Here is a 17458-nt window from a genome sequence, read left to right as displayed (position 1 = left end):
GGAGATGCAGACGAGAGCTGTCATTTCGGAATTTCTCGGCACGTTGCTGCTGGTGTTCTTCGCTGTTGGGTCAGCGGTCCTGGGAGCCCAGTTCATCGGCACCCTCGGCATCGCGCTCGCCTTCGGCTTCACACTGCTCGCCCTGGCGTACGCCCTCGGCCCGATCTCCGGGTGCCACGTCAACCCGGCCGTGACGCTGGGCATGCTCTGCGCCCGTCGCATCGACGTGGCGACCGCCGTCCGCTACTGGATCGCCCAGTTCGTCGGCGGCATCGTCGGCGCGGCCCTGCTGTTCCTGCTCGCCAAGCAGGTGCCCGGCCTCAAAACCGACGGGGCCTTCGGCTCCAACGGCTACGGAGACCGCTCCGACGTGCACATCAACATGGGCGGCGCGTTCCTCGCCGAGGTCGTGCTGACCTTCCTCCTCGTGTTCGTGGTGCTCGCCGTGACCCACCGCGTGGCAGTGGTCGGCTTCGACGGCCTTCCCATCGGCATCGCCCTCGCCGTGATCCACCTGGTCGGTATCCCGCTCACGGGCACGTCCGTCAACCCGGCGCGCAGTCTCGGCCCGGCGATCTTCGCCGGCGGCGACGCACTGTCCCAGCTCTGGCTGTTCATCGTGGCGCCCCTGGTCGGCGGCGTGATCGCGGCCCTCGTCCACCAGCTCACCCACCCCTCGGGCGAGGAGCGCACCATCGCCGATGAGGCGTCCGCGGCCTGAACGATCACGGCGGCCGTGTGCCCGTGATGTCACGGGTACCCGGCCCCGGCGGAGCCCACATGACAGGCATCCTCGACACGCTCCCGTCCGCACTGGAGAACCGCGTCGCCGAACGCACCGCGCACTGGGCGCGCCCACGGCTCGTCGCACAGATCGAGTTCTCCGAATGGACCCGCGACGGCATGCTGCGCCACCCCCGCTACCAGGGACTGCGGGACGACAAGGACCCGACCGACGTCGTCAGGGAGCACACGTCACCGGGCCGCCTGAAGGCGGGGAGTGGGGGGCATAGATACAAGCTTGTATCTATGCCTGCTAGGGTCCGGGCATGCCTCGGACCCAGCCTCAGCAGACGAAACCGACGTCGGCGGCCACCACGGTCTATGCCGTCACCAAAGAGCTGATCCTCACCGGTGAGCTCCCCGGTGGCAGCCTCATCAGTGAGGGAGAGATCGCCGAGCGCGTGCGGGTGAGTCGGACACCCGTGCGGGAGGCGTTCCTGCGGCTCGAGTCCGAGGAGCTGCTGACGCTGCACCCCAAGCGCGGCGCCGTCGTCGTGCCCGTCCCGCCGGGGGAGGCGGCGGACGTGCTGGAGATGCGGCAGGCCGTCGAGCAGTCCGCCGCCGAACGCATCGCGCGCGCCGGCCTCGCCCCCGAGCACGAGGAGCGGCTGCGTGAACTCATCGCCCGCCAGCGGGAGTTGGCGGAAGTGGGTGACGTGCGGGCCTTCGCCGTCGCGGACGAGGCCTTTCATCGCGGCGTCGTAGAAGCCTCGGGGAACGCGATCGCCGCCCGCTTCTACGAGACCCTCGGCGACCGGCAGCGCCGCATGAGCGTCTCCGCGCTCGGCCACCGCCCCGAGCGGCTGCCCGGCCTCGCCGACGAGCACGAGGCGCTGCTCGGCCACCTCGGCGCCCGGGACGGCGCCGCGTTCGCCGAGGCCCTGCGCGCCCACCTGGCCGCCACACACGGCCACCAGCACTGAACAACCCCGCACCCCCACCCCTGAAAGAGCCCTGCCCTCACGATGCTCGACACGCACACCACCCAGCAGCAGGCCGAATCAACGGCTGCATACGTACGCCCCGGCCAGTGGCGGACCGTCGCCGCGGCGATGTTCCTCTGTGGCTGGGGCGGCAACCAGTTCACGCCGCTCCTGCTCATGTACCGCGAGCTGGGCGGCTATTCGACGCTCAGCGTCGACGCCTTCCTCGGCGCCTACGTCGTCGGCCTGGTCCCCGGCCTGCTGCTCGCCGGGCCGATATCCGACCGGCGCGGACGACGACCGGTGATGATCGCCGGGACCGTCGCCTCCATCCTCGCGAGCCTCGTCCTGTGCTTCGGCGAACAGAGCGCCTGGCCCATCTACGTGGGCCGTCTGATGACCGGCGTCGCCGTCGGCATCGCCATGGCCGTGGGCAGCAGCTGGGTCAAGGAACTGTCGACCGGGGCGGACAGCGGGGCCGCCGCGCGCCGCGCCTCGCTGTGCCAGACGGCCGGCTTCGGCCTCGGTGCGGGCGTCGCCGGCGCCCTGGCCCAGTGGGGCCCCTGGCCGATGGTGACGCCGTACGTCGTCCACATCGTGCTCACCGCCGCGGTCCCTGTGCTCCTGCTGCGCATCCCGGAGACGCGGACCGCGGTGCGCGGCGCGGCGGGCTCGCTCCGGGCGCTGCTCGGTGAACTCGCCGCCGACCTGTGCATCCCCGCCGCCGCCCGCCGCCGCTTCCGCTGGGTGGTACTCCCGATGGCGCCGTGGGTGTTCGGCGCCGCCGGTCTCGCCTACGCGGTCATGCCCCAGCTCGTCGACAACCGCGTCGGACACTGGGGCCTCGCCTACGCGACCGCGCTCACGGTGCTGACCCTGGGCACCGGCGCCGCCGTACAGCCACTGGCCAAGAAGCTCGACGGCCGCAAGGGATCCCGCGGCGGCCGCGCGCCGGTCGCGGCCATGTCGGTCATGCTGCTCGGCACCGTGCTGTGCGCCGTCAACTCCGCCGTGCTGTCGCCGTGGCTGGCGGGCGCCGCGGCCGTCGCGCTCGGCGCCGGATACGGCATCGCCGTCGTCTCCGGGCTCCTGGAGATCCAGCGGATGGCGGGCCCCGACGACCTCGCGGGCCTGACAGGCATCTACTACACGCTCGCCTACGCCGGGTTCCTGCTGCCCACCGTCCTCGCGACGCTCTCGGCGTGGCTGCCCTACTCGGTGATGCTCAGTGCGATCGCCGTCGTGGCCCTCGCCTGCCTCGTGCTGGTCACCGTCGGCGGGCGCGCCACGCAGGAGGTCAGCGGCCCGGCTCGTACGTGAGCTGCTTGACCTGTCGTACGAAGAGGGCGCTCTCCACGGACTGCACGCCGGGGAGCGCCCCGATGCCCTCGCTCACGTACGTGTACAGCTCGCGGGTGTCGCGGTGCACGGTCGCGGCGAACACCCCGGCCACCCCGGTCACCGCCGCGGCGAACCTGACCTCAGGGTGGGCCGCGAGGGATTCGCCCACGGAGGCGAGCGCGGACGGGGCGACGGTCAGCCACAGCGCCGCCATGACCGAGCGGCCGAGCAGTTCGTGGGTGTGCTGCACGTCGAGGTAGAGGACGCCGCTCGAACGCAGCCGGTCGAGCCGGCGCTTGACGACCGACTCCGACTGGCCCGTGGCCGCCTGGAGCTCGGTGAACGCCACCCGGCCGTCCCGGCGGAGCAGGGCCAGGAGCGTCTCGTCGACCTCGTCGAGGGCCGGCGGCGGAGCGGACGGTTCGACGGCCGGCACCCGCAGAGCCGCCTCTTGGTCCGCGTCGAGCGCGTTGATCTTGTTGAGCCAGCCGACCGGGCCACCGTAGAACGGGTGCAGCACGCACTGCGCGGTCGCCGACGTGACGAGAGGCGTGCGCTGGAGTCGGGCCAGGAGCAGTTCGTCCTCTTGGCCGCCGCGCGGTCTGATCGAGCACAGCACTTCCGTGCCGCCGGAGAGCAGTCCCACGTACGACGTGTCGGTGCGCCGGGCGAGGGCGCCCGCCAGTTGCTCCGCGCCGTCCGGGGCGCAGCCCAGCCGGACCAGCCAACTGCTGCGCCCGAGCAGCGCCTCGTCGGTGACGCCGATGACCCGCAGGCCCACGCTCCCGCGCAACTTTCGGAAACGGCGGGCGACGGTCTGGTCGGAGACGCCGAGGACGGCCGCGATCCGGCTGAACGGTGCCCGGCCGTCCAGCTGCAACGCCTGCAGCAATTGCAGGTCGAGTGCGTCGAGCACGTGCGGCTCCGGTGGGCGTTGTCGTGACGTGTGGGCCTACGCGTGATCGTAAAGGAGCCGGAAGGGTTGGCGGACGGTGGCACCTTCGCGAAACGCGTGAGCCCGGGACCGCCTGACGCGGTCCCGGGCTCATCGCCTCACCTCAGCCGTGCGGGTGCGCCAGGTCAAGGTCGAGGGCCTCCACCGCGCGGCCGTTCACGGACACCGTCCGGGTCGAGGCCGGGTAGCCGGTGGCGACCAGCGCGTACTCGCCCGTGTCCAGATCACCGAAGGCGTACGCGCCGTCGGAGCCGGTGGTCGAGGTGCCCACCACGTTCCCGGCAGCGTCCAGGAGAGTCACGCGCGCGTCGGACAGCGGCCGAAGCTCCGCCTTCGTACGGATCCGGCCCTGCAGGCGGACGCCCGGCCGGAGCGCGATGTCCGGCTGGACCGTGGTGGACTTGGCGGCCCGCGCCGCGACGGCGGTGGGCCGGAACCCCTCGGCGGTCACGGAGATCGTGATCTCGCCCTCGGCGATGTCCCCGAAGACGTAGCTCCCGGAGGCGTCGGTGGTGCCGGTCGCCAGGACGTCGCCGCGGGCGTCCGTCACCGTGACGACGGCGTCGGCGAGGGGGAGTCCGTCGTCGGCGCCGAGGACCTTGCCGGTCATGCTGCCCGCGCCGGAGAGCCGGATGTCGTGCTCGGTCGGACGGTCGGCGAGGACGAGGTTCGTCGCGTGCGGGTGATGGCCGTCCGCCGTCGTGATCAGCACGTGGGCGCCGGGACCGGGAACGGGCACGCGGTAGTGCCCTTCGGCCCCGGCGACGGTGCGCGCGAGCTGCTGACCCGCGGGCGAGATGAGGGTGAGCACGGCGCCCGCGAGGCCCGCGCCCGCCGCGTCGCGCACGGCGCCGGACAGGGCGGGCTCAGCGGCGTCCACCGCTGCGACCGGCTCGGCTGCGGGCGCCGTCCGGGGCGCCGGCTTCGGGCGGCGCAGCAGCACCGCACCGACCAGCGCCGCGAGCACGGCCAGCGAACCGGCCACGATCAGGCACAGCTGCATCCCGTCGAGGAACGACTCGGACAGCGCGCCGAGTGCCCGCCCCCGGTCCGCCCCGAGATCCAGCTGGGCGACCGCCCCGAGCCCCTGCGCCTCGGCCGCACCGACCACCCGCTCAGCCGTAGACCCGGTCACCCCGGCATCGGCCAGGTGCTCGCCCAGCGACCTCGTGGACTTCGACGTGAGCAGCGCGCCGAGGATCGCGGGACCGAGCGCGCCGCCCACCTGCCGCAGCGCGTTGTTGCCCGCCGCGGCCATGCCCGCCAGATGGTGCGGCACGGAGGAGACAGCGGTCGCCGTCATCGGGGTGACGACGAGCCCCATGCCGAGCCCCAGCAGGGCAAGCCGCCAGGCCATCGGGCCGAACGAGGTGTCGGCGGTCAGCGACGTCAGCGAGAACAGCGCGCCCGCCGCGCACAGCAGACCGACGCTGATCAGCACCCGCGGGGAGATCCGGTGCATCACACGCCCGGCCACCGGGCCGACGAAGAAGCACACCCCGGTCACCATCAGCAGCCGGTACCCGGCGTCGAGGGTGTCGAGCTGCTGCACCATCCCGAAGTAGAGGCTGAGCACGAAGAAGAACCCGATGAGCCCCATAAAGGTGATCATCGCGATCAGGCTCGTCGCGCTGAATCCCGCGCTGCGGAAGAGCTTCAGGTCGAGCATCGGGCTGGCGCTGCGCCGTTCGAAGACGACGAAGGCGATCAGGCCGACCACGGCGAGCCCGAGCGCGACCAGCACCCGGGTGTCCGTGAAGGAGCCCGCGCCGCCCTCGATCACTCCGTACACGAGCGCCGTGACGGCGACCGTGGCGGTGATCTGCCCCGGCCAGTCGAGCGCCCGGGCATGCGGGGCACGGGAGTCCGTCACGAGGCGGGCGGCGACCCCCATGGCGATCAGCGCCACGGGTATCGACGGCAGATAGATCCAGCGCCACTCCTGGTGGGCCAGGATCACGCCCGAGATCAGCGGGCCGACCGCCAGCGCCGCCATCAGGGACGAGGCCCACAGGCCGACGAACTTGCCGCGTTCCCGCGGGTCGGGCACCGCCTGGCTGATCATCGCCAGCGTCGTCGGCAGCAGGGCGGCCGCGCCGATACCGGCCAGCGCCTGCCCGGCCCACACCACCTGGACCGACTGTGCGCACAGCGCCGTCGCGGCGCCGATGGCGGTGAAAGCCAGACCCGCCTGGAACACCTTCTTGCGCCCGTGCACATCGCCGAACACGCCCGCCGTCAGGATGAGCGCCGCCATCGGCAGGACGAACGCGTCGGACACCCAGGACAGCTCGGATGTGGACGCGCCGAGCGCGCGCTGGATCGCCGGGAGACTCACCGACACGGAGGTCACCGGCAGATAGGCGACGAACACCCCGACACAGGCCATGACGAGGGTGACGGCCCGCCGCTCCTGTGTTCCGTTCGCCGTTGTCGCCACGTTCACGAAGACCCTCTCCTGCGGCGCCGTGCGCCGCGCTCGACCAATCCGACCTCAGGCACCCTCCGTCCTCGGGTGGCATCGAGGCCAGCCAGGGTCGCCGAACCCCGGAAAACCGATGCCGGGGTGCCCGTATTCACGGATTTCCGACAAGCGGCCGGACATGCGTGTGCACCTACGAGGAGGGCCCCGGCGACACATCGCCGGGGCCCTCCTCGTATGACGTCCCGCGGGTCAGCCCGCCACCGCGTCCGGTTCGGCCGCCGCCTGCACGGCCCCGCCGGTGAGCCGGGTGACCGCGTCCTGCATGTGCGCGTCGAGGAGCGTGAGCAGGCGCTCCTCGTCCTCGTCGCGCATCGCCTCGATCAGCTCAGCGTGCTCCTCGACCAGCGCGTCGGGATCGGGGTGGTCGTCGGTGAGGACCGACAGGCACATCCGCGTCTCCACGAACAGGGTCTGCGCGATGCGCTGCAGCCGCGGGCTGCCGGACTCCTCGACGAGCACCTGGTGGAAGTCCATGTCGGCGGCGCTCAGCGCCGCCTCGTTGCCGCGCCGCGCCGCCGACTCCATCCTGCGGTGCGCCTTCTCCAGGTGGTTCGCCGTGGCCTGCGGGTCCTGCTGCAGTACGAGACGGCAGGCCGCGGACTCCATGGCGGTGCGCGCCAGATAGATGTCGCGCACGTCGTCCTCGTCGAGGCGGGTCACGAAGACGCCGCGATGCGGTGCGCTGACGGCGATGCCCTGCTGCACGAGTCGTTGCAGCGCCTCTCGCAGCGGGCCCCGGCTCACGCCGAGCTGGCCCGCCAGCTCGGCCTCGCCCAGCTGGGTGCCGGGCGCCAGGGTGCCGTCCATGATCGCTTCGGTGAGCCGGGCGGCGATGACGGTCGCCGCGGGTTCACGCTTGACCGGTCGCAGCGTTTTCGCAGTGGCCATATTCAGTTCGGTCCTCTAATCGGCGCGGCCGCCGCTTCACACAGCCGCGGGTGTCGGGGAATGGGGAGTGCGGGAGAGCCGGAACAGCGAGCCGAGGCCCTCGCGCGGCGCCTCGTCGCCCGCGAGCCGCAGGCCTTCCCAGGCGGTGACCTGGTTGGCCGTCAGGACGGGCTTGCCGACGGCCTCCTCCAGGTCGTCAAGCCAGGCGGCGCTGTGCAGCGCCGTGTCCGGCAGCAGGATCGCCTCGGCGTCCGGGTGGTCGTTCTCCCGCGCCAGTTCGATGACCTGCTCGCGGCCCAGCGTGCCGACCTCGGCGGCGGTGATGATGCCCTGACCCGACACCGAGACGACCTCGGCGCCGTGGTGCTCCAGGAACCGTACGAAGTAGCCCGCCACGTCGTCCGGGTACGTCGCGGCGATGGCCAGGCGGCGCACCCCGAGCGCCTGTACGGCGTGCGCGAAGGCGAAGGACGTCGAGGAGGCCCGCTCGACCGGAAGGCCCGCCGCCTCGGCGAGTTCGGCGACCTGCTTGCGGGCGCCGTCGGGGCCGAAGATGAAGCTGGCGCTGGTGCACGCCCAGATCACCACGTCCTGCGGCTGGGCGAGCAGCTCACCGAGCGCCGCCTTGAGACGGTGCGTGGAACCCATCTCCAGGAGGTCGTCCACCCGGTGCGCGTCCACGCCGATGTCCGTGTGGACGAGCGTGAGCCGGGCGCCACCGCCGATCATCCGCTCGAGGCGCGGGTAGTCGTCCTCTGCGGAGTATCCGGGGTACAGGAACCCGACTCGGGTGGTCTTCTCGCTCATACGTCTGACGTCCTTTCGTGCAGGCAGTGTACCGGGAATCCGGTCGAATGTAGATTGTTGACAGTGTGAAGAGCGGCAGCGCCACGGTGTGGCGCTGCTCAGTAGCTCAGGGCTCAGCCGAGATCGAGGTCCACGGTCGGCTCGTCCGGGGGAGCGGCCGCCGTCGCCTCGGGCGCGGCGATCTGCTCCCAGTCGGCGGCGGCCTCCCGCACGACGGCCGCCGCGGCCGCGGGCGGCGCGGGAGTACCGCCCCGCCCGCGGTACGGCGCGAGTGCCGCGCGCGCCGCCGGGTCGATCAGCGACTGGTAGTCACCCGCCGCGCCGGCTCCCGCGTGGCGCAGCGCGGCCCACATCGTGACCTGGTTCGCGGAGATCACCGGGATCCTGAGCTCCGCCTCCAACTGGGGGATCACGTCGTACGTCGCCAGGTTGGTGCAGCTGATGAAGAGGCAGTCCGCGTGCGTGAGGTCCGCCGAGCGGGCCAGTTCCACCACGTTGCGGTAGCCGACCTTCCAGATCTCCCCGGTCAGGCCCATGTACTGGCGCCCGACCACCTCCACGCCCGCCTCGCCCATGAAGTCGGCGAGCGAGTCGGTCAGGGACGCCGTGTACGGCGTGATGACGCTGACCCGGCGCGCCCCCAGCTCGCCGAGGGCATCGAGGAGCGCCCCGGACGTGGTCACGGACGGCGCGCCACGGCCCGCTCCGCTCATGGACACGCACATCGCGCGTTCGTGCGCGGTGCCGCCGACGAAGCTGCCGGATGTGCAGGCGTAGGCGAAGGACGCGGGCTGTACGGCGTCCAGCGCCATGACGGCGTTGTGCAGGGTTTCGTGCTCGCTGATCAAGCGAGCCATGTCCACGCTGACCTCCACGGGAACGTACGGGGTGCGGGTCAGGTGGAGGGAGATCTCCTCGGGGGTCCAACGCCACAGTTCGCGGTCGAGCGCGAAGTCGAACGGGGCGACTACGCCGATGCCGCGCTGCGGGACGGGTCCGCCGAAGGTCGTGATGTCCAATGCAGTGCCCCTTCGTGGCTGCACGCGTACGGGGTTCTGTCGTACGCCTGAGGTGGACGTGTGATGGCAGGTGGTGCGGAGGGGAGGGTTGTTTTGCCGGGTGGGCCACGGGTAGGGGAGTGGGTCCGCGGTTCGCCTGTAGATTGTTGACAACGTAAAGATCGGCTGCTTAGCGTGTCAATCCCCTACGGGGGGTGGCTCGTTCGTCGTGATGAAAGCCTCGGTAAAGAGCCGGGGAAATCAGCCCAGGGGATGGCCCTTCCCCAGCCCCCACGGGGGCTTCGTTTCTCCATGGTCAACCCTCGAACCGCACCTCGCATACCGTCCGCTCCAACCGTCGCCGCATCCGTCGCGCGACCCGAAGGACCGCCGTGCCGAAGACCGAGAAAGCCCGCGTTCTGGTGCTCGCCGACCACCGGCCGACCGGCCTGGAGGAGGTGGCCGCCCACGCCGAGCTCGTCTGCATCCGCGAGGACCGTCTCGCCGCGGAACTGCCGCACGCCGACGCGCTGTTGGTGTGGGAGTTCGGCACCGAGGCGCTGCCCGGCGCCTGGCCCGAACGGGGCGGACCGCGCTGGGTGCACACCGCGAGCGCCGGTGTCGACCGGCTGATGTTCCCGGCCCTGCGCGACTCCGACGCGATCCTGACCAATTCGCGCGGCGTCTTCGAACAGCCCATCGCCGAGTACGTCGCGGGCCAGATCATCGCCCTCGCGAAGGACTTCGCCGGCACCTACGACCGCCAGCGCGACCACGTCTGGCGGCACCGGGTCACCCAGCGGGTCTGGGGGACCCGCGCCGTCGTGCTCGGCGGCGGGCCCATCGGCCGGGCCGTCGTCCGCACCCTGCGGGCGCTCGGCATCGACACCGGCCTGGTCGGACGCACCCGCAGGGAGGGCGACCCCGAGGTCGGCACGGTGCACGCCTTCGACGAGCTCGACGCGCTGCTCGCGCGCGCCGACTGGGTGGTCTGCGCGGCGCCGCTCACCGAGCAGACGCAGGATCTGTTCGACGCCGCCACGTTCGGCCGCATGAAGCGCGGCGCCCGCTTCGTCAACGTGGGGCGTGGCCCCATGGTCGTCGAGAAGGACCTCCTCGCGGCCCTCGATGAAGGTCAGCTGGGCGGCGCGGCGCTGGACGTGTTCCGGGAGGAACCGCTGCCCGCCGACAACCCGCTGTGGGAGGCCCCGAACCTGCTGGTCTCCCCGCACATGTCGGCCGACACCGACACCTGGCTCGACGATCTCGCCGAGGTCTTCGCCGACAACTTCACGCGGTGGCGCGCGGGCCGCCCGTTGCGCAACGTCGTGGACAAGGAACTGGGTTACGTACCGGTCGCGGACGCCCCGCGGGCCGCAGCAGAGGAGGGCTCCCGATGACCAGCACGACGAGTGCGACCAGCGCGACCGCCACGGCCGGAGCGAGCACCCCGGCCCCCCAGGAGCCCTACGCGCTGACCGCCACCGAACTGCTCGCCGCCTACGAGAGCGGCGACCTGTCACCGGTGGAGGCCACGGTCTCCGTGCTCGACCGCATCGAGTCCGTCGACAGCAGGCTCAACGCGTTCTGCCTGGTCGACCGGGACGAGGCGCTCGCCCAGGCGCGGGCGAGCGAGGAGCGGCGCCGGCGCGGTGAGCCCCTCGGCCTCCTCGACGGCGTGCCCACGTCCATCAAGGATCTGATGCTCACCAAGGGCCACCCCACGCTGCGCGGCTCGCTGAGCATCTCGCCCGACCGCGAGTGGGACGAGGACGCGCCCTGCGTTGCCCGGATGCGGGACCAGGGCGCCGTGTTCGTCGGCAAGACGACGACGCCGGAGTTCGGCTGGAAGGGCGTCACCGACAACCCGCTGACCGGTGTGACCCGCAATCCGTGGGACCCGTCGACCACGGCCGGCGGATCGTCGGGCGGCAGCGCGTCGGCCGTCGCCGCGGGCATGGCCCCGCTGTCCATCGGCACCGATGGCGGCGGCTCCGTGCGGATCCCGGCCGCGTTCTGCGGCATCTTCGGCATGAAGCCCACGTACGGGCGGATCCCGCTCTACCCGGCCAGTCCTTTCGGCACGCTGGCGCACGCGGGCCCCATGAGCCGCACCGTGGAGGACGCCGCCCTCCTGATGGACGTCGTCACGGGCTTCGACAGCCGCGACTGGTCGGCCCTCGAAGCGCCGCGCGGCGGCTACCGGGGAGCCGTCATCGAGGCCCTCGCCGACGGCTCGCTGCGCGGACTGCGCATCGCCTACGCGCCGACCCTCGCGAACGCCCCCGTGGACCCGCAGGTCGCCGAGCGCGTCGCCGCCGTCGCCCGGCTCCTGGCCGACCTCGGAGCCGACGTCGAAGAGGCCGACCCCGGCTTCACCGACCCCGTGGAGGCGTACCACACGCTGTGGTTCTCCGGTGCGGCGAAGGTCGTCGAGCACCTGGGCGCCGAGCAGTTCGCCCAGCTGGACGCCGGGCTCCAGGAGGCGTGCCGAGAGGGCGCCGCGAAGAGCGCGCTCGACTACCTGAGCGCCGTCGACACGCGCATGGCGCTCGGCGTGCGCATGGGGCGCTTCCACGAGACGTACGACCTGCTGCTCACGCCCGCCGTGCCGATCGCCGCGTTCGAGGCGGGCGTCGAGGTGCCGGCCGGTAGCGGACACAAGCGGTGGACGGGCTGGACCCCCTTCACGTATCCCTTCAACCTCACGCAGCAGCCCGCCTCCACGGTGCCCTGCGGCGTCACGAGCGCGGGCCTGCCGGTGGGCGCGCAGCTGGTCGCCGCGCGCCACGGCGACGAGCTGGTGCTGCGCGCGTCGGCGGTGCTGCACGCCGCGCTGCGCGGGTCCGGGGTGGTGGACACGGCGCCGGTCGGCTGACGGGCCACTGCCGCCAGGGAGTTGCGAGCCATACACGTGAGCGACGCCCCACCGCCCGCGACGTCGTGTCCTGACCCGCACCGTCAGGACGGCACGCCCGACGCACCCTTGGACTCCAGGCGGCCCAACGGGTGTGTTCCCTCCGCGAGTTCGGACCGGACCGCCGTCCAGCCGGATCCACCGAGGCCGAGCGCGTCGCGCAGATAGGCCGTCGTGACGTCCTGGACCAGGGCGACGTGCGGCGGGTTCTCGTCGGTCGTCTCCGCGGCCCCGTACCCGGAGATGCCGCCGAGGAAGTGCTCGGCCCCGAACAGCGTGAGCAGACTCTTGTCGCCCGGGCCGAGCCTGTACGGGTCCGTCGTCCACTCCGCGCCCCGGACGGTCATCGGCAGCTCGTCCTTGTCTCCCGCGACGACCAGCGCGGGAGCGGACATCAGCGTGAAGTCGGGATGCCGCAGCCAGGGGAGGTTCTCCGCCGCGTAAGGCGTCAGGGAGTCGCCGCCGCTCCCCGCCGTGGCCAGCAGTACGCCCGCCCGGACGCGTGGATCGGACAGGTCCTCCGCCACCCCGGTGTCCGGATCGCCGACCCGCAGCCCGAGCAGCATGCCTGCCGTCTGCCCGCCGAAGGAGTGCCCGGCCACGGCGATACGTTCCCGGTCCACGCGTCCGCGCAGACCGGGAACGGCGGCTTCGAGCACCTCCAGGTGGTCGAGCGCGATCCGCATGTCCTCGACGCGGTGCCGCCATATGCGGGGCCCGCGCCGATCGTCCGCCGCGAGGCCGAGCGTCCGGGAGTCGAGATGAGTGGGCTGGACGATGACGAAGCCGTGCGCGGCCCAGTGGTCGGCCAGCGGACCGTAGCCCTCCAGCGACGAGCCGAAGCCGTGCGAGAGGAGTACGACAGGCAGGTCCCGTCCGCTCACCGGCGCGGTGACGCGTACGCGCAGCCCACCGTCGTGATGCGGCGCCGGCAGCACGATCGGCTTGACGGAGACGATGCGGCAGGGCGCGGTGCCGGAGAAACGCGAGGTGTCCAAGGCGTTCAAGGTGTCCATGCGCGTACGCTAAAACCTGACGTCGACGTCAGAGGCAAGGCCTGGCGTCGGACCGGCCAGGGAGGCACACGGTGCGTATCGGAGAGCTCGCCACCAGGACCGGCGTCAGCGTCCGGGCGCTGCGCTACTACGAAGAGAACGAACTGCTCGCCGCGGAGCGCAGCCCCAGTGGGCAACGGCTGTACGGGCGGGACGCGGTCGACCGGGTCCGACTGATCCAGCAGCTCTACGCCGCCGGCCTGTCGAGCCGCACCATCGTCGAACTCCTGCCGTGCGTCGTCGACGGTGACGCCACCCCCGAACTGCTCAAGCGCCTTTCGGCCGAGCGGGACCGCGTCGACCACAAGATCGCCGAACTCGCCGACACCCGGGACCGCCTCGACTCCGTCATCGCCGGAGCGACGAAGAACCTGCGCACCGGCCGGTCCTGCCGCGCACCGGCGTCGTAACGTTGCCCCGTGATCCTGCCCAAGATCCGCGACCCCCGCTTCATCACGCTGCGCCGCGGGGGGACGCTCACGGACGACGACCATCACCTCCTGGCCCTGTGGGCGGCCGACTGCGCCGAGGCCGTGCTGCCGCTGTTCGAGGCGGTGGAACCCGCCGACCGGCGTCCTCGTGAGGCGGTCGAGCAGGTGCGGGCGTGGGCGCGCGGCGAGATCCGGATGTCCGACTCCCGCTCGGCGGGCGGTCATGCCATGGCCGCGGCGCGCGTGCTGAGCGGCGCGGCCCGGCACGCCGCCTTCGCGGCGGGCCAGGCGGCGGTGGTCGCGCACGTCGCCGCGCATGAGCTGGGCGCGGCGGCGTACGCGATCAAGGCCGTGCGTGCGGCGGCACCCAAGGACGAGGCCGAGGAGGCGGGCCGGGCCGAGTGCCGCCGACAGCGGGCCGCGCTCCCGGACGCCATTCGCGAACTCGTTCTGGACGACCAGAGGCTGCGCAACGACATCTGCTGGTCGGTCTTCGACTGCTGACCGGATGTCGCGTCCTGCGTAAGGGAGTTCGCGGAGGTCGGGTCAGCAGCAGCTGCTCACCGCGTGCTCCGGCCTGTGCCACCAGTGCCGTTCGAGGGCAGGGCCCTGCGGAACGTCCGTCGCCGACGCGGTGTGCACCGACGGGCGGGTGCCGGAGGCGTTCGCTTTGGTGGTCGCGGTCGCGTCCGCCACCAGGTCGGACACCTTGTGCACGACACCTCCCGCGATGACGGTGCGCACCGCCGCGGCGGCAGTGACGTCCTTGAGCGGATCGCCCTCCACCAGCACCAGGTCGGCCAGCTTGCCCTCCTCAACGGTGCCCAGGTGCCGCGTCATGCCGAGCGTGCGCGCGCCCTCGACGGTCGCCGAGCGCAGCGCGTCGGCCGGGGAGACCCCGTGGCGGACCATCGTCTGCACGTTGAGGTGGTAGTAGATCGCCGGAGGGACCAGCGGGCTGTCCGTGCCGACGTGAACGTGCGCCCCCGCCTCGATCAGGCGCCGCACCGTCGCCCCGTGCCGGGCGACGAAGCCCAGCTCGGCGGTGGGCTCCTCGGCGCGTGCCGCGCGCACGCCGTCGCGGAACTCCGCGTACGTCTCAGGAGGCAGCAGAGCCGTCAGCCGCGGATCGTCCAGGGCCCACTCCGCGTATCGGTAGAGCGCTGCCCGCACTTCCGGCAGGCCGAGCCCGGACAGGCCGAACGTCGGGGTGAGGCCCATGCCGGACGCGATCAGTGGGGCGGTGACGTCGTCGTAGGAGTGTCCGAGGTGGGTCTCCTTCTGGCGGCGGCCGTAACGGCTGGTGCCGCCCAGGTGCTCGACGCCGTCGGCGCCGCGCACCAGCGGACCGAACAGATAGTGCGAGGTGGCGCGCAGGCCGAGCCGGTGGCCGCCCTCGACGGCCGCGGCCTGCATGTCGTACGGCAGCCGGACGTACGTCTTGACGAGGTCGTGCCCGAGCGCCTCGTGCTTGTCCAGCTCGCGGCGCAGCTGCTCGCGGTCGGTGACGGGCCGCGCGGACGAGTAGTACACCCGCGAGCCGTCGATCAACTCCCCGGCCGTGAACACCCGCGGGCCCACCCGACGCCCGGACTCCACGGCCTCCTTCGCCTCCACCAGGTGGTAGTGGCCGCTGCCCGGCGAACGCACCGACGTGATGCCGAACGCCAGCCACAGCCGGGAGGTGGCGTCCAGCTCCCACGGACCGTGCTCGTGCGCGGCGACCATGCCGGGGATGGCGGTCAGCCCGCCCGCGTCCACCACCCGGTCACCGCTTTGCACGGTCGTCGCGCCACGCGCCGAGATCGCGGCGATGCGGCCGCCTTCGAGGACGATGTCGACGTCGCGGCGGAGCCGGTTGCCGGTGCCGTCCCAGAGCGCACCCGCCCGCACCACGGTGCGCCCGGTCGGCTTGGCCGGACGCCACGTCAGGCCTGTGGGCACGGTGGTGGCCCGTCCGCCGCGCGCGTCCGCGATCCGCAGCCGGGCGGCCGAGAGGTAGAGCAGCGAGCGTGCATCGCCGCTGAAGGAGGGGAAGTCGGCGCTGTCGCCGTTGACCGTGCGGGCCGTACCGGAGGGCGCCCCGGCCTTGTCCACCGGCACCACGCGCAGCGTGCCGTCGACGACGCACGCCATCAGCTTGCCGTCAGGGGAGTACACCGGGCCCGCGTACTCCCGGTTGGCCAGCGAGGAACCCGGCACCGGGTTGCTGTAGTGGGTCTCGCCGGTGGCGAGTTCGACGGTCAGGATGCGGTTGTGCCCCTCCCGGAAGCGCGGGGTGACGGGCGCGAGCGCGGCCAGCGAGAGGTGTGTGCCGTCGGCGGTGAAGGCGGGACGGCCGGGTGCGTTCAGCGGGCCGACGACCTTGCGCACAGTGCCACTTGACACGTTGATCGTGTGCACACTGGACGCGGCGACGAAGGCGACTGCCGCACCGTCGTGGCTGAACGCGGGCAGCGTCGCGCCGCCCACGTCCGTGAGCCGGCGGGCGTCGTCGTCCGCGAGGGTGCGCAGCCACAGCTCCTGCGTGCCGGAGCGGTCACTGACGTACACGATCGAGTCGCCGTCGGGGGACCACGTCGGCGAGGTGTTGTGGTGCCCGTCGGAGACGAGGGCCTCGGGCCGGCCGCCGCGGCGCAGCACCCAGATGTCACCGAGCGCCGCGAACGCCACGCGCCCGCCGTCCGGGGAGAGTTCGGGCCCGACGATGCCGCGCACCGGACGGGCGGCCGTGGAGTCGAAGTCCCTCGCCGAGGGGCGTTCCTCGACGGCGGGTACGTGGACGGAGGCCCGGAACGGAATGTCCTCGGCCTTCCCGGGGCCGAGCGCCCGGCGGCGGATCTTTCCGTCCGCCGTGTACAGCAGCTCGTCCTTCCCGGTCCAGCGCACCGGCAGCGGGAAGACGTCCTCCTCCGCGTCGGAGACGACCTTGCCGTCGACGACCACGAACGTGCCGGTGCTCGTCAGGTGTACGTAGGCCAGTCGGTCGCCGTCGGGGGAGAGGGAGGGGCCTGCGACGAATCCGGAGTCCACCTCCGCGAGGACCTTGCGGCCACCGTCGGCCCCGACCCGCTCGACGGTCCGCGGCGCGCTGTTGGTGCCGGACGTGAACACGATGGCCTCGCCGTCGGGTGCCCAAGCGGGTTGCGCCTCTTGCGAGTTGCCCTCGGTCCACACCGTGCGCTCGCGGCCGTCGGCCGACAGGACATGGACGGCGTAGCGGCTGCCGGTCTCGACGGCGCAGGCGATGCGGGTGCCGTCGGGGGACCAGCGGGGCTCGCGGTGGTCGTCGGTGCCGTGGGTGAGCCGGCGCAGGCCGCGGCCGTCCGCGCCGACGACCCACAGGTGAAAGTTGCCTTCGGTGTACGCGGAGAACACCACGTGCCGCCCGTCCGGCGAGTAGTCCGGCTCGACGGCCTCCAGCGCGCCACCCGTGAGCCGCTCGGCCTCACCGCCCTTGGCGGACACGGTCCACAGCGTGTTCAGGAGGTCGAACACGACGGTGGCACCGTCCGGCGAGAGCGCGGCGGACCCGTTGGTCATCCCGGTCACCGTGACCGCCGCACCGCTCCCGACGGCCGCGGCACTCGGCTCGGCGACGACCGCGCCACCCGTCCCGGCCAGCGCGGTCCCGGCGGCGACGAGTCCGCTCCGTTTGACGAACGTACGGCGTGTGAAGGCCACGAGCGTCCAACCTCCTGAAGATCGGGAACAGTTGGCCGGAGGCTACGTACACCACGGGTCACCGCACCCACACGCGCAGTAGATGTGACGGGAAAGTAATACGCCGAGGTTCCGGTTCGCCGGGACACCCGCATCGGCCCCGAAATCTCTTCCGCCCGGCGGAAGTCCTGCTGACGAACCGGTCCGGCCAC

General features: G+C 72.4%; 14 protein-coding genes and 1 pseudogene. 8 read left to right on the top strand and 7 right to left on the bottom strand.

All coding sequences use genetic code 11. The annotated features are described in order from the left end of the window. The first annotated feature begins 4 nt into the window (after positions 1-4). The 4 genes and pseudogenes from ACIRHA_RS14455 to ACIRHA_RS14440 all read left to right on the top strand — a co-directional run bounded on the left by ACIRHA_RS14455 (position 5) and on the right by ACIRHA_RS14440 (position 3026). Positions 5-721, top strand: a complete 717-nt coding sequence (locus tag ACIRHA_RS14455; protein ID WP_403844608.1) for an MIP family channel protein — start codon at positions 5-7, stop codon at positions 719-721. 104 nt (positions 722-825) lie between these two features. After that, positions 826-969 (top strand): annotated as a pseudogene (locus ACIRHA_RS14450) (ATP-dependent DNA ligase); the annotation flags it as partial. A gap of 80 nt (positions 970-1049) precedes the next feature. Next, positions 1050-1706: a GntR family transcriptional regulator gene (locus tag ACIRHA_RS14445; RefSeq protein ID WP_403844606.1), complete on the top strand. Its 657-nt coding sequence runs from the start codon at positions 1050-1052 to the stop codon at positions 1704-1706. A 42-nt stretch (positions 1707-1748) separates the two neighbouring features. Continuing rightward, a complete protein-coding gene (locus ACIRHA_RS14440) occupies positions 1749-3026 on the top strand; it encodes an MFS transporter (RefSeq protein WP_403844604.1) in 1278 nt (425 codons plus the stop codon). On the opposite strand, the gene ACIRHA_RS14435 is transcribed toward ACIRHA_RS14440, so the two are convergent. From ACIRHA_RS14435 to ACIRHA_RS14415, 5 genes are all read right to left on the bottom strand, one after another. Then, on the bottom strand, positions 3004-3963 hold the full coding sequence (locus ACIRHA_RS14435) for an Lrp/AsnC family transcriptional regulator (RefSeq protein ID WP_403844602.1): 960 nt from the start codon (positions 3961-3963) through the stop codon (positions 3004-3006). The genes ACIRHA_RS14440 and ACIRHA_RS14435 overlap by 23 nt on opposite strands. Positions 3964-4105: 142 nt before the next feature. Continuing rightward, positions 4106-6391 (bottom strand): DHA2 family efflux MFS transporter permease subunit, encoded by a 2286-nt coding sequence (locus tag ACIRHA_RS14430; RefSeq protein WP_403846450.1) that lies wholly within the window; start codon positions 6389-6391, stop codon positions 4106-4108. A 285-nt stretch (positions 6392-6676) separates the two neighbouring features. Then, positions 6677-7375: a GntR family transcriptional regulator gene (locus tag ACIRHA_RS14425; RefSeq protein ID WP_403844600.1), complete on the bottom strand. Its 699-nt coding sequence runs from the start codon at positions 7373-7375 to the stop codon at positions 6677-6679. A 36-nt stretch (positions 7376-7411) separates the two neighbouring features. Continuing rightward, a complete protein-coding gene (locus tag ACIRHA_RS14420) occupies positions 7412-8182 on the bottom strand; it encodes a decarboxylase (protein ID WP_403844598.1) in 771 nt (256 codons plus the stop codon). 113 nt (positions 8183-8295) lie between these two features. After that, on the bottom strand, positions 8296-9201 hold the full coding sequence (locus tag ACIRHA_RS14415) for a decarboxylase (RefSeq protein WP_403844596.1): 906 nt from the start codon (positions 9199-9201) through the stop codon (positions 8296-8298). A 371-nt stretch (positions 9202-9572) separates the two neighbouring features. Here ACIRHA_RS14415 and ACIRHA_RS14410 point away from each other — a divergent pair, with 371 nt between their 5' ends. Then, a complete protein-coding gene (locus ACIRHA_RS14410; RefSeq protein WP_403844594.1) occupies positions 9573-10580 on the top strand; it encodes a D-2-hydroxyacid dehydrogenase in 1008 nt (335 codons plus the stop codon). Next, positions 10577-12058, top strand: coding sequence for an amidase (locus ACIRHA_RS14405; protein WP_403844591.1), 1482 nt, complete (start codon positions 10577-10579; stop codon positions 12056-12058). The genes ACIRHA_RS14410 and ACIRHA_RS14405 overlap by 4 nt, the downstream gene beginning before the upstream one ends. A gap of 83 nt (positions 12059-12141) precedes the next feature. Here ACIRHA_RS14405 and ACIRHA_RS14400 read toward each other — a convergent pair whose 3' ends face one another. Next, positions 12142-13113, bottom strand: a complete 972-nt coding sequence (locus tag ACIRHA_RS14400; RefSeq protein ID WP_403844589.1) for an alpha/beta hydrolase family protein — start codon at positions 13111-13113, stop codon at positions 12142-12144. 71 nt (positions 13114-13184) lie between these two features. Between ACIRHA_RS14400 and ACIRHA_RS14395 the strand changes: the two genes are divergently transcribed. Both ACIRHA_RS14395 and ACIRHA_RS14390 read left to right on the top strand, forming a co-directional pair. Beyond that, positions 13185-13562: a MerR family transcriptional regulator gene (locus ACIRHA_RS14395; RefSeq protein ID WP_403844586.1), complete on the top strand. Its 378-nt coding sequence runs from the start codon at positions 13185-13187 to the stop codon at positions 13560-13562. 9 nt (positions 13563-13571) lie between these two features. Beyond that, the gene (locus ACIRHA_RS14390) at positions 13572-14087 is read left to right on the top strand and encodes a putative immunity protein (protein ID WP_403844584.1); all 516 of its coding nucleotides are present in this window, start codon (positions 13572-13574) and stop codon (positions 14085-14087) included. Between the two features lie 42 nt (positions 14088-14129). On the opposite strand, the gene ACIRHA_RS14385 is transcribed toward ACIRHA_RS14390, so the two are convergent. Continuing rightward, the gene (locus tag ACIRHA_RS14385; protein WP_403844582.1) at positions 14130-17267 is read right to left on the bottom strand and encodes an amidohydrolase family protein; all 3138 of its coding nucleotides are present in this window, start codon (positions 17265-17267) and stop codon (positions 14130-14132) included. Between the last annotated feature and the right edge of the window lie 191 nt (positions 17268-17458).

The sequence above is a fragment of the Streptomyces sp. NPDC102360 genome, from assembly GCF_044766085.1.
Classification (GTDB): domain Bacteria; phylum Actinomycetota; class Actinomycetes; order Streptomycetales; family Streptomycetaceae; genus Streptomyces.
This window is presented reverse-complemented; position numbering and strand designations above follow the sequence as displayed.